Source organism: Lacibacter luteus, assembly GCF_004118265.1.
Lineage (GTDB): Bacteria > Bacteroidota > Bacteroidia > Chitinophagales > Chitinophagaceae > Lacibacter > Lacibacter luteus.
Map to the genome: position 1 here is coordinate 374,281 of NZ_SDHW01000003.1, position 13,624 is coordinate 387,904.

Annotated in this window: 8 protein-coding genes; all 8 read left to right on the top strand. The window is 40.1% G+C overall.

All coding sequences use genetic code 11. The features are described 5' to 3' along the window. Window positions 1-56: 56 nt before the first annotated feature. Entirely contained in the window at window positions 57-1,211 is a 1,155-nt protein-coding gene (locus ESA94_RS12695) for a PepSY-associated TM helix domain-containing protein (RefSeq protein ID WP_164972731.1), read from the top strand. A gap of 142 nt (window positions 1,212-1,353) precedes the next feature. Beyond that, window positions 1,354-3,813 carry a TonB-dependent receptor gene (locus ESA94_RS12700; RefSeq protein ID WP_129131278.1) on the top strand — a complete coding sequence of 820 codons (2,460 nt, stop codon included), beginning with the start codon at window positions 1,354-1,356 and terminating at the stop codon, window positions 3,811-3,813. Window positions 3,814-3,913: 100 nt separating this feature from the next. Next, window positions 3,914-5,308 (top strand): PepSY-associated TM helix domain-containing protein, encoded by a 1,395-nt coding sequence (locus ESA94_RS12705; protein ID WP_129131279.1) that lies wholly within the window; start codon window positions 3,914-3,916, stop codon window positions 5,306-5,308. Window positions 5,309-5,581: 273 nt separating this feature from the next. Beyond that, the gene (locus ESA94_RS12710; RefSeq protein WP_129131280.1) at window positions 5,582-7,894 is read left to right on the top strand and encodes a PSD1 and planctomycete cytochrome C domain-containing protein; all 2,313 of its coding nucleotides are present in this window, start codon (window positions 5,582-5,584) and stop codon (window positions 7,892-7,894) included. Window positions 7,895-8,157: 263 nt separating this feature from the next. Beyond that, complete coding sequence (locus tag ESA94_RS12715; RefSeq protein ID WP_129131281.1) at window positions 8,158-9,603, top strand: DUF1501 domain-containing protein; 1,446 nt, start codon at window positions 8,158-8,160, stop codon at window positions 9,601-9,603. Window positions 9,604-9,611: 8 nt separating this feature from the next. Beyond that, entirely contained in the window at window positions 9,612-10,643 is a 1,032-nt protein-coding gene (locus ESA94_RS12720) for a 6-bladed beta-propeller (protein ID WP_129131282.1), read from the top strand. After that, entirely contained in the window at window positions 10,640-11,425 is a 786-nt protein-coding gene (locus ESA94_RS12725; RefSeq protein WP_129131283.1) for a chitobiase/beta-hexosaminidase C-terminal domain-containing protein, read from the top strand. Before ESA94_RS12720 ends, ESA94_RS12725 begins: the two co-directional genes overlap by 4 nt. A 4-nt stretch (window positions 11,426-11,429) precedes the next feature. Then, on the top strand, window positions 11,430-13,583 hold the full coding sequence (locus ESA94_RS12730) for a c-type cytochrome domain-containing protein (protein WP_129131284.1): 2,154 nt from the start codon (window positions 11,430-11,432) through the stop codon (window positions 13,581-13,583). The last annotated feature ends 41 nt before the right edge of the window (window positions 13,584-13,624 follow it).

Genomic DNA, 13,624 nt, shown 5'->3' on the forward strand with positions numbered 1-13,624 from the left:
CACTATACAATAGTCCCGGCTTGCCGGGACTATTGATTTTAAAACAGGGAATGGTATTGAAAAAACTCATCGCACAAATTCACTTATGGTTGGGGCTGGTTGTTGGTCTCATCATTATTATCATTGCATTAAGCGGTGCTATTTATTGTTTTGCTCCGGAGTTGCAGAACCTTACACAGTCTTACAGGAAAGTTGAAGCACAAAACACAGCCTTTCTTCCTCCGTCACACATCAAACAAATTGCTGAAAAGCAATTGCCCGGTAAACCGGCTAAACGTATTTATTACGGAAGCAAAGAGCAGTCGGTGCAAGTATTGTTTCGTGATAAAGAGAAGTACAGTTATTCAGTATTTATTGATCCTTACAATGGTCGTGTTTTGAAAGTACGCAACAATAAAAAAGATTTCTTTTCTGTTACACTCGATCTGCACCGCACCTTGCTTATTCCGCACGGGCACGAAGTAGTACGTTGGAGTACGGTTGCGTTCTTTCTCATTATTGTAAGTGGAATTGTTATCTGGTGGCCACGTAACAAACGTGCAGCAAAGCAGGGATTTGTTCTTAAGTTAAATGCATCTCCCAAGCGTTTGAATTATGATCTGCACCGTGTGTTGGGTTTTTATGCAAGCTGGGCCATTCTTCTCACTGTGTTCACAGGACTTATCTGGACCTTTGACAGTTTTGCTGATCTTACTTACAAACTTACCGGCGCTAAACGTTCTGTTGTGCAAAAGAAACCACCGGTGAGCGATACCACTTTGCTGAGTAATGCAGATGCATTGAACACAGTATGGGCAAATGTGCATAAAGATCTTCATCAACGTTATGCAGCTATGCTGTTTGTATTGCCTGATAAGAAGAGCGATCCGATATTACTGCGTGCAAATCCTGAAAATAGAACATTGTATAAAACCGATTTCCGTTATTTCGATCGTAACAGTGCAGTTGAAATAAGTGGGGCTTATGTATGGGGTAATTATGCTGATGCAAAAACAATGGCCGACCAGATCAAACGGATGAACTATGATATTCATACCGGTGCAGCCTGGGGATTACCCGGACGTATTGCGCTGTTTTTTGCAGCGCTGATCGTTGCCAGTTTACCGGTTACCGGATTTTATATCTGGTGGGGGAAAAAGAAGAAGAAGAAAACTACGGCAAAAAGATCAGTTCATCTTAAAAAGCAGGAATTGGAGCCTGTGTTAGTCTGATAAACGAACAACCGTTCTTACATAATCAGGAAAAGAGGCAGGGAAAACCTGCCTCTTTCCGTATTGCGTAAACAGTTTTCCCGATTTTGAAACTATAAAAAACTGGTTCTGATGACATTTGCACCCGAATAAAATGTGAATTATGAATCGGACCATTCTAACGCTTAGTCTCGCAATTATTAGTTTAACAGTATCAGCACAAAATAACCTTGAGGTTGGAAGCAGCTCTGCCAGAACTTCTTCTCATCCTACACCAGCCCCATTAGTAAAGGGTGTCGTACGCACGAAAGACGGTAAACCTGCAAGTGCAGTGAATATAGTTTTGAAAGAAACAAACAAGGGAACAATCACCAACGATGCAGGTGAATATTTCTTTTATGCTCTTCCTGAGGGCAGATATACGCTTGTTGTTTCTTTTACAGGATTAAAAACAGTAGAAGCAACAATTGAAGTGAAAAAAGGAGAATCTGCTGTACAGGATTTTGTATTGTCTGAAAATGAAACCGAACTGCAAGAGATCGTTATCAATGCATCAAACAATGTAAATGAAAAAATAACTGCTGTTGGGAAAGTAAATATTAAACCAATGGATCTGCCACAGGCTGTAGCAATTATCGGCGAAGCAACGATCCGTAACCAACAGGCACTACGTTTAAGCGATATCATTAAAAACGTAAACGGTGTTTATTTGGGTACTACCCGTGGCAATACACAGGAAGCGTTTATGGCACGTGGTTATAGCTTTGGTAATAACAACCTCTTTAAAAATGGTTTCCGCATTAACAGCGGTGCAATGCCTGAGGTTAGCTCGCTTGAAAGTGTGGAAGTGTTGAAAGGAAGTGCAGCAATCCTTTACGGTAACGTAGCACCGGGTGGTATTGTAAACATGCGCAGCAAAAGACCAAAATTTACGTTTGGTGGTGAAGTAAGTATGCGTACCGGAAGTTTTGATTTGTACAAACCAGCTATTGATATTTACGGACCTCTTTCTAAGAAAGTAGCTTTCCGTTTAAACGGTACGATTGAATCAGCAAACAGTTTCAGAGAGTCTGTTTCTTCTAAACGTTACTATATCAACCCAACAATATTGTTCAACATCGGCGAAAAAACATCGTTGTTGTTACAAGCCGATTACCTGAAACATGATTTTACGCCTGATTTTGGTATTGGTACAATCGGAACAACTTCATCTACGAATATTGGTAAAACAATTGCAGATGTACCCCGTTCAAGATTTATGGGTACAAGCTGGCAATACACAAATACTGTCCAGTCAACAGTAGGAGCAGAACTTGAGCACCGCTTTAACAGCGATTGGCAATTGACTGCTGGTGTATCAAAAGCATTTTATCAAAGAGATTATTTTGCTGTTGAAAGAATTCAAGCAGATCCGAATGGTAAATGGAAGCGTCCGCTTGGTAAATTCAATAACAAAGAAGATTACTATGCAGCACAAGCAAATATAAGCGGCGATTTTACTACCGGAAAACTAGGCCATAAATTGCTTATTGGTGTTGATGCAGATCAATACTATACAACAAACCTTACTTCGGCTATTACAGGTGTTATTTATGATTCAATCAATATCCTGAATCCTGCAGCATACGTGCAAAGAACTGATATTCCCGTTGCTGTTTGGAACAAGCGTGATGAAATTCCTGTTACTAGGTTTGGTGCTTATGTACAGGATTTAATTACCATCACTAAGAAGTTGAAATTGCTTGCTGGTGTTCGTTGGTCGTACCAGATCACTGATCAAACAAAATCATACTATCCTTTGAATAAAGATTCAATGGCTTATAGTGGTACAGTTCAGATCGCCAAAGCATTTTCTCCAAGATTTGGCTTGGTTTATCAGCCAACAGAAAAAATGTCTGTCTTTGCCAGCTATGCTAATTCATTTACACCAAATACAGGAACAGATATCTATGGCGGTGCTTTAAAACCATCCATCATCGATCAGTATGAAGTAGGTATTAAGAATGATTTCTTTGATAAGAAGTTGAGTGCAAATCTTACAGTTTATCAAATCATCAATAACAATCTTGCAATTATTGCACTGGAAGATAAGAACGGTAACCTCAATACCAATACAACAATCAAACAACTGGCAGGACAAACAACCAGCCGTGGTGTTGAAGTAGATATTCAAGGTCGTCCGTTTGAAGGATTGTTTGTAGTAGCTGGTTATAGCTATAACAATATGTACTATAGCAAAACAAATAAGGGCAATGGAAGTTTTGTTGAAGGTCAACGTTTGGTAAACACCCCTCAGCATACAGCTAACGCTTCAGCTTTCTATACAATCAGTAAGGGAGCATTAAAGGATCTGAAGTTTGGCGCTGTGTTCAACTATGTTGGCGAACGTCAAACAGGTTGGAACAATACTTACCAGGCAAACGGAACAATTTTAAACAGAATGTTCAGTGTGGGTGCTTTCAGTACAGTTGATGCAAGCATTGGTTATACTATTCAGAAGTTTTCCGTAATGGCGAAACTGGCTAATATTACCAATACCTACAACTATTATGTGCATGAGAATTATAGTATTAACCCGATTGCTCCACGTAGTGTTGTGGCAACGGTTTCTTACAAATTCTAAGCAGGAAAAATAAAAGAACATCGTCTAAAAGGGACACGTGAAAAGCGTGATCCCTTTTTCTCATAAATCCCGAAACGTAAAAAAGCATAGAAATCAACAAATGGCTAAACAGGAAATAAAAAAATCACGCTGGCAAAGAGTAAGAAAGTTGTTTAACGACATTCACTTGTGGTTAGGCCTGGCGAGTGGTTTGATCGTTATTGCAGTTTGTTTCAGCGGAACAGTGTATGTATTTAATACAGAACTTACTGAAAAGGCAGCACCGCATTTATACAAAGTACAACCCGTTGCAGGTAAAGAGCGCATTCCGGTTGATTCATTACTGGAGAAAGTAAAACAGGAAGGAGGCGGCGCCATTACAGGTGTTACCATTCCTGCAGAGTTAAACCGCACCTACCAATTCAATGTAAAGAAAGCAGGTGAAGAAGGACCGAGAGGCGGCACTACTTATTTTGTAAATCCATACACTGGCGAAATAACAGGTAACTCTAAAGAGAAGAACGGTACCAAAGAATTTATGGGAACGATGTTCAGCCTGCATCGTTGGTTGTTGTTAGATAAAGTAAAGAAGCCCATCATTAAAGGTGTAGAAAACAGGAAGCTGGGCAGCATGATCACCGGTTGGGCAACCATCATTTTCACGTTGGGTTGTATAACAGGTTTGGTCATCTGGTTTCCACAAAAAGTAAAATACTGGAGACAAGGATTGAAAATAAAATGGAATGCAGGATGGAAACGCATCAACCATGATCTGCATAATTCATTGGCATTTTATGCACTCATCTTTTTATTGCTGATGGGCTTAACCGGTCCGCAATGGAGTTTTGAATGGTACAGGACAGGATTGCAAAAAACACTCGGCACTTACAAGCCTGCAGAAGGTGGAAAAGGTGAAGGCAGACCGGGTGAAGCTGGAAGAGAAAGAAGAGAAGGTGGTGAACGCAAAGAAGGAGAAGGAAGAAAAGAACAAGGTGGCGATGCAATGGCAGGTAAAGAAGTTCGTGGTGGAGAAAAAACAGATAGTGCAACTGCAAAGCATGAACATGCTGCTGATACTGCAGCGGCAGTTACAACATTAGCGATTGCTGATTATGTAAGAGAAGCTGATAAGGTGTTGCCGTATAGTGGAAATTATGTGATCACACTTCCTGCTGATGCAAAAGCCAAGACCATGATCACAAAAACTAAGCTGGGCTTTTTTGCTCCGGCCGCAGGTGATCGTATTACAATGGATCCGAAAACAGCCAACATTGAAAAGCTGGATATTTTTAAGAAGAAACCATTTAATGAACGTGTAGCAGGATCGATCAAAGCCATTCATGTTGGAAATGTGTACGGCACATTTACAAAAATTCTTTACTTCATTGCCTGTTTAATTGCCACAACATTGCCAATTACAGGTACAATGATCTGGCTCAATAAAATGAAGAAGAAGACGAAGGGTAAAAAAGAAGAACCGGTAGTTGCACTAACCGGCGATGAAAAAGTAGCGTAATAGATTGATAGTCTTTACAAGACCGAACAGGGGTTGAGATTTATGTTCCATAAATTTCAGCCCCTGTTTGTTATATAAGGCTGAATCAATACATTTGTCGGCACAGGAACGGGATGTTGTTTATTTAAAAGCGCATCTGCGGTTGTATAGTTTAGCTGAAACTCTGATTACAAGTGTATATTTAATTGTCGATTGCATAGGGCATACCTTTGCAGTTGATGATGTTTGAAGTGTTTAAAAAGGATCATTGATCCCACAATTGCCGCTTGTAACATGAACCGATTGCTTACTTGTACTGTACTGATCGTTGCAGCTATTGCAACATTGGTTTCCTGCTTTAATAACAGCGGGAACGAAGAGACATTACCCAAAAACGTCTCTTATAATTTTCACATCCGTCCCATTCTTTCCGACAAATGTTTTAAATGTCATGGTCCCGATGCAAGTCATCGTGAAGCCGGTTTGCGTTTAGACATTGCCGATAGTGCTTATGCCCCTCTTCTTAATACAAAAGGAGCATTCGCCATTGTTCCCGGCAAACCCGAATTGTCGGAATTAATAAAACGCATTTCTTCTACAGATTCTACAATGGTGATGCCCACACCGGAATCGCATCTGGGAAGTTTATCTGAACATGAAATTGCTTTGTTTAAAAAATGGATCAAACAGGGAGCAAAGTATGAGGCACACTGGGCATTTACAATGCCGGTAAAAATTCCATTGCCTGAAGTAAAAGACAAAGAATGGGTAAAGAACGAGATCGATCGTTTCATATTGGCGAAACTTGAAGAAAAAGGATTAACGCCAAATGAAGAAGCCGATAAGGAACGCTTATTGAAGAGAGTAAGTTTTGATCTGACAGGTCTTCCTCCATCACTAGAAATGATGGATCGGTTTGTTGCAGATAAATCGGATGTTGCTTATGAAAAGATGGTGGATGCATTATTGCAATTGCCACAGTATGGCGAGAAGATAGCGGTGCACTGGATGGATGTTGCACGCTATGCAGATAGTTACGGCTACCAGGATGATAATATCCGCACACAATGGCCCTGGCGTGATTGGGTGATTCATGCATTCAATCAAAACATGCCTTACGATCAATTCGTTACCTGGCAGGTGGCGGGTGATATGTTACCTGATGCAACAAAAGAAAATATTTTAGCCACAGGTTTTTTCCGCAATCATAAATACACCGAAGAAGGCGGTGTGATTGAAGAAGAATACCGCATTGAATACCTCATTGATAAAACAAAAACATTCACCAAGGGTATTCTTGGAATAACCATTGAATGTGCACAATGCCACGATCACAAGTATGATCCGTTTTCGCAGAAAGATTATTATTCACTGCTCGCATTTTTCAACAACACAAAAGAAAAAGGTTTTGAAGGCGATGTAGGAACATCACAACCTGCAAAGAATCCTGTGTTGACTATTACTGCTGAAGACCGAAAACATTTGCTTTCCTATATCAATGCAAAAGATACCAATGCACTAACTGTTTCGGTGATGGGCGAAAGAGATACGCTGCGTAAAACCTATTTGCTGAATCGTGGAGTGTACGATCAACCTGCGGATGAAGTGCAACCAACGGCCGTAAAAGCTGTGATGAAGTTCGATACTGTAAAATTTCCACGCAACAGGATAGGACTTGCTAAATGGACGGTTGATAAAAAGAATCCGCTTACTGCAAGAGTGTTTGTAAACCAGGTGTGGCAGGAGTTCTTTGGAAAAGGATTGGTAAAAACATCAGGCGATTTTGGTATGCAGGGCGAACTGCCTTCGCATCCTGAATTACTTGATTGGCTTGCTGTTGATTTTATGGAGAACGGATGGAATGTAAAACGATTGGTAAAACAAATTGTAACCTCTGCCACTTACAGGCAATCAGGAAAAGTAAAAGACATTCATTTGAAAAAAGATCCTGAGAATATTTACCTGGCAAGATCGCCACGCCAACGATTGAAAGCAGAATTTGTACGGGATATGTATTTAGCCAGCAGCGGTCTTTTAATAAAAACAATTGGCGGCGCCAGTGTGAAACCTTATCAACCGAAAGGAATTTGGGAAGCAGCATCTTCAGGTAGAGGTGTGCTTGCTACTTACAGACAAGATCATAATGATGCATTGTACCGTCGTGGGCTGTATAATTTTATTAAACTTACTGTTCCTCCTCCAAGTATGATCATGTTCGATGCAAGCAACCGTGATCAATGCGAAGTGAAACGGTTAAAAACAAATACGCCATTGCAGGCATTGATCATGATGAATGATCCTGCAGTGCTGGAAGCATCAAGAGTGCTTGCACAACAACTGTTGAGCGAACGATCAACTGCTGATGAAAAGATCAGCAAGGCATTCCGATTGATCATCTGCCGGCAACCATCAGCAACAGAGAAAAAAATATTGAACGAATATTATACCGAACAGTTGCAATTGTTTCAGCAGAATAAATTGAATGCAGCAGTTACAATTAAAGTAGGAGAGTATCCAATTAACAAAGAACTGAATCAGCAAGAAGTAGCAGCGTTAATGAAAACGATCAATACGGTTTATAATATGGAAGAAGCAATTGTAAAGTAATTGTCTGAACCGGGATTTGTGAGATTATAGGATTGATGAGATAAGAAAATCATGAAATAGAATTGAAAAAAGCGGGCGACAAAAAGAAGATAATTAATACAAACGATGAAGTGCTTAATTCCTGTAGATGATTTATGTATAAAAGCATGGCCTCTCCTCCCGGGAGTAGATTGAGAGGTGGGTTGCAGAAGAAAAGATAAACGATGAAGTGAGAGACACAACGAAGATGCCATAAAAAACATTTGCTGACTAAATAAATAATTATGCAAAACGAATTTCTTGAACACAGGCTTGGCATGAACAGGCGAAGATTTCTTTCAAGCCTGGGCATGGGCATTGGTGGTGCAGCATTGGGTTCGTTGTTGATTCCCGATCTGTTTGGCAACAGCGAAGAAGAAATGTTGATGACGGGCTTGCCGCATTTTGCACCAAAAGCAAAACGCATCATTTATTTGTTTCAGAACGGTGCGCCATCGCAACTCGATCTGTTCGATTACAAACCAACGCTGCAACAAATGCATGGACAAGATCTGCCTGCATCTGTTCGTATGGGTCAGCGATTAACAGGTATGACGGCGGGCCAGGAAAAATTTCCATTGGCAGGATCGATGTTTCAATTCAATCAATACGGACAAGCAAGAGCATGGATCAGTGAACTGATGCCGCATACAGCGAAGGTGGTGGATGATCTCTGCATTGTGCGTTCCATGTTTACGGAAGCGATCAATCATGATCCGGCATTAACTTTTTTTCAAACAGGTGCGCAGGTTGGTAATCGTCCGAGTATGGGTTCGTGGTTGAGTTATGGTTTGGGAAGTGAAAATAAAAATCTGCCTGCGTTTTGTGTGTTGCTTTCAAAAGGCAAAGGCAACGGGCAAGGTGTTTATTCAAAATTATGGAGCAATGGATTTTTAGATTCATATCATCAAGGTGTGCAGTTCAGCAGTGGCGATAACCCGGTGTTGTATCTCAACAATCCTGAGGGCATGGACAAAGCTGACAGAAGAAAAATGTTGGATAAGCTGGCGGCACTCAATGATGAATCGTATAAAGAATTTGGTGATCCGGAGATCACTGCAAAAGTGCAGCAATACGAAATGGCTTATCGCATGCAAACATCAGTTCCTGAAATTACTGACCTGAGTAAAGAGCCTGAAGATATTATTAAACTGTATGGCCCCGATTGTTTAACACCGGGAACATATGCAGCTAATTGTTTGCTTGCAAGAAAATTATCGGAGAACGGCGTTCGCTTTGTACAACTTTATCACCAGGGTTGGGATGGACATGATAATTTACCAACACAAATAAAAGGACAATGCCAGGATACTGACCAGGCATCGGCAGCATTGATCACTGATTTGAAACAACGTGGATTGCTTGATGAAACATTGGTGATATGGGGTGGTGAGTTTGGTCGTACCAATTATTGCCAGGGTCCATTAACAAAAGATAATTATGGTCGTGATCATCATCCACGTTGCTTCAGCATCTGGATGGCAGGTGGTGGCGTAAAGCCAGGCGTGTATGGTGAAACAGATGAGTTTGGTTATAACATCATTAAAGACCCTGTGCATGTACACGATTTTCATGCAACTGTTTTACACCTCATGGGCTTGGATCATGAAAAATTAAACTTTAAATATCTCGGTCGTCGTTTCCGATTGACAGATGTGGCCGGTAATGTAGTAAAGGGATTGATAGCATAACATGCATTATGAATCGTAAACAATTTATTCAACAAAGTTCTATTGCAGCAGCAGGCATGTTTTGTGCACCGGCAATCATTGGTGCAGCAAAACCTGAAACTATTTTAGGACATAACAACAAACGTTATCGCATCAATACACAATGGAGTAAAGCAAATGCGATGCAATACCCGGTGAAGGATTGTCATGAAATGGTGCAGGATAAAAATGGTCGCATCATTTTATTGACCAACGAAACGAGGAACAATGTGATGATTTATGATAAGAGCGGAAAGTTGATCAGCAGTTGGGGACATGAATATCCTGGTGCACATGGTTTAACGCTATTCAATGAAAACGGGGATGATGTATTATTTATTTGTGATAATGATCTGCACCAGGTGATCAAAACAACAACAGATGGAAAAGTGTTGATGAAACTTGATTATCCGAAAGAGATCAATGCTTATGCGAAGGCAGAAGAATATATTCCAACTGAAACTGCCATTGCTTCTAACGGTGATATTTATGTTGCCGATGGTTATGGAAAAGATTTTATTATTCAGTACGATCATAAAGGAAATTATATCCGGCATTTTGGAGGAAGAGGAACAGGCGATGAATTTTTATTGAACGCACATGGTATTTGTATTGATGATCGGGATAAGAACAATCCCTGTCTTGTTGTGAGTTCACGCCAGCACAATGCATTTAAACGTTATACGCTTGATGGTAGATACATCAATACTATTTCATTGCCCGGTGCATGGGTTTGCAGACCAGTGATTAAAGGCGATTACTTATATGCTGCCGTTTTACAAACGAATGCAAGACAGGGTGAGCAATCGGGATTTGTACTGATACTTGATAAGGATTACAAAGTAGTATCGAATCTTGCTGGTAACCTGCCGGCGTACAATAAGGAGATGCCACAGGAAATGTATCAAACCATCAAAGTGTTCAGGTATCCGCATGATGTGTGTGTGGATGATGAAGAGAATGTGTATGTGGCACAATGGAACTCAGGGCAAGTGTATCCGTATAAACTTTCTCCTTTATGATGAAGCAGTGGCTGTTTATACCTTTACTACTTATTTGTTCTGTAGGCTACAGTCAGCAGTTGTTTCAACTGGCTCCGCCGTTGTTGAAATACCAGTCAGCTTTTTTTGAAGGCAGTTCATCAGTTGAGATCATGTTTGAGCAGCCGGGAGCAGAAGTGAGGTATACATTGAATGGTAAGGAACCTACTGCAAATGATCTGCTTTACGTAAAACCTTTACGCATTACAAAACAAACAACACTGAAAGCAAAAGCCTTTGGTAAAAATTTTCTTCCATCAGAAACAGTGCAGGCATTGTTTATACACGATGGAAAAAAGATTGCGGCAATGGATTTTTCAAAACCAAATGAAAAGTACAGCAGTTCAATTGCAAATATTTTGTTTGATAATACCGGTGGGCTTTTGAATATTCATAATGGCACATGGCTGGGTTATAATAACGATACAGTTACGATCACCATTCAGTTGCAAAAGAAAGAGAAGATCAGTTCTGTAGTAATTGACATGTTACAGGATGAAGCAAGCTGGATCTTCCTGCCCGCACAAATGCTGCTGTATTATTATGATGAACAGCAGCAAAGATTTTTACCGGCGCATAAAGAACAATTTTCGTTTGAAAAACAATCGCCGAAACAAACTGTTGCAAAACTCATTCGTTTAAAGCAACAGTTGCAGACAGATAAACTGAAACTGGTATTGTTGCCTTTGCAACAGATTCCCGACTGGCATGCAGGAAAAGGAAATCATGCATGGTTGTTCATTGATGAAATAAAAGCATATTAAACTCATGCAACGTTGGAAAGCTATCATATTTAATGTATCAATTTTACTCAACTGTCTGCTGCTGTTTTTGCTGTTGTTTGAAAGCAGGTTAACGATCCCATCGTGGTTGCAGGTAACAGGTCGTATGCATCCGTTGATATTACATTTTCCGTTGGTGTTAATAATCGTATATGCATTCGCTGTCATTATACTTCCGCCACATAAAACAAAAGATGAAGTTGCTTACAAAAATGCAGTGTCGTTGTTGTTGCTGATCGCAGCATTTACAGCTGTTGTTACATCGCTGATGGGTTTGTTTTTATCAAGAGAAGAAGGTTATGATCCCGAAGCATTGTGGTGGCATAAATGGGGCGGTGTTGCTATTGCGTTGTTTACATTAGGTTGGTATGCTTTTCATAAACAGGTGCAGGCGAGAAAACTCTTAACACTCATCAGTTCATTTTTTGCATTGTTGCTGATTGTATTTACAGGTCATATAGGTGCCGGCATTACACATGGCGAAGATTTTTTAATGGCACCCATGATGAAACAGCAAACAACCGCACCTGTTTTATTTGCAGATGCAGAAGTATATACGCACATGGTGAAGCCGATACTGCAGGCAAAATGTATTTCTTGTCATAGTAATCAAAAAGCCAAAGGTGAATTGGTGATGGAAACAGAAGAGCTGTTGTTGAAAGGAGGAAAGAACGGTAAACTGTGGGATACAAGTGCTGCTGATCTTGGTTTATTACTTCAACGTCTTCATCTTTCACAAGAAGATAAAAAACATATGCCGCCAAAAGGCAAGCCTCAGTTGACTGATGACGAAATTGCTATCCTTACTTACTGGATTAAAAAAGGATCAGATTTTCGGTTGCGTGTAACTGATCTTCCTGTTGGTGATACCTTGCAGCAGATCGCTGCAAAACAATTTTCTTCAACGGGTAATGAAGTGTATGATTTTGCAGAAGCTGATCCGGCTGTTGTTACAAAATTGAACAGTGTGAACAGGGTTGTGAGTGTTGAAGCAGAAGGTTCGCCGGCACTCGCTGTTAACTTCTTCAACAGGAGTTTGTTCAACAATGGACAGATAAAAGAATTACAGAAAATAAAAAAGCAAATCGTTTCACTAGATCTTGCAAAGATGCCTGTAGAAGATGCGGATCTGAAATTGATAGCAGAGATGGAAAATTTGCGGCGTTTGAATCTGTCGTTTACAAATATCAACGGCAGTGGATTGGGTGAGTTAAAGAAATTAAAATTCCTTCATAGTATTGGTTTATCAGGCACAAAAATTACAGCAGCACATTTGGAGCAGCTCCGAAGTTTTCCTGAGTTGAAAACAGTTTATGTATGGAATACTGCTATAGCTGTAAACGATATAGAGCGTTTAAAGCAAAAAATAAAAGCAATTGATTTTGTAACAGGATTTAAAGACGATACAACTATTCTGAAATTAACCACACCTGTGCTTTTGAACGAAGAGGTTTTTATTACAGATGCTTCTATTCCATTAAAACTGAAACATTATATACAAGGATCTGTTATTCGCTATACAACCGATGGAACAGAGCCCGACAGTATTCACTCGCCTGTTTTCAAAGGCAATGAACAGGTAAGCAGTAACACGATGATTCGTGCCAAAGCATATAAGACAGGCTGGATCAGCAGTGATATACTGGATGCATATTTTTATAAAAGCACATTTACTCCCGATACGGTTGTGTATTTAAAACCGGCGAATAAAAAGTATGACGATGCGCAAGGGAAAATGTTATTTGACAGACTGAAAGCAGAAACGAATTTCCAATTGGGTAATTGGGTGGCTTTTCGTGAGAACAGGATGGAGTGTTTGTTTCCTTTTTCAAAACCGGTTACAATGCAAAGCATCACATTAAGTGTATTGGTTGATGTGAACAGTTATATTATGCCACCACAACAGATAGAAGTGTGGGGCGGCGATGATGCACAACGTTTAAAATTGTTGGGACGTATGTCGCCTGAACAGCCCGGCAAGATTATGCCAAGTTTTATGAAGGGATTTGAATGTAAGTTTACAGCTGCTACTGTAAAATATATTAAACTCATTGCTACACCCGTTGGCAAACTGCCTGCATGGCATCCCGGAAAAGGTGATAAGGGTTGGATATTTGTAGATGAAGTGTTGCTGAATTAATAAACACTCATTTGTAGCTGATCACAAATGAGTGTTTATTA

Excerpts from the sequence above, each read along its gene's own strand:
- ESA94_RS12700 (WP_129131278.1), top strand. The coding sequence starts at position 1,354 with ATGAATCGGACCATTCTAACGCTTAGTCTCGCAATTATTAGTTTAACA.
- ESA94_RS12705 (WP_129131279.1), top strand. The coding sequence starts at position 3,914 with ATGGCTAAACAGGAAATAAAAAAATCACGCTGGCAAAGAGTAAGAAAG.
- ESA94_RS12710 (WP_129131280.1), top strand. The coding sequence starts at position 5,582 with ATGAACCGATTGCTTACTTGTACTGTACTGATCGTTGCAGCTATTGCA.
- ESA94_RS12715 (WP_129131281.1), top strand. The coding sequence starts at position 8,158 with ATGCAAAACGAATTTCTTGAACACAGGCTTGGCATGAACAGGCGAAGA.
- ESA94_RS12720 (WP_129131282.1), top strand. The coding sequence starts at position 9,612 with ATGAATCGTAAACAATTTATTCAACAAAGTTCTATTGCAGCAGCAGGC.
- ESA94_RS12725 (WP_129131283.1), top strand. The coding sequence starts at position 10,640 with ATGATGAAGCAGTGGCTGTTTATACCTTTACTACTTATTTGTTCTGTA.
- ESA94_RS12730 (WP_129131284.1), top strand. The coding sequence starts at position 11,430 with ATGCAACGTTGGAAAGCTATCATATTTAATGTATCAATTTTACTCAAC.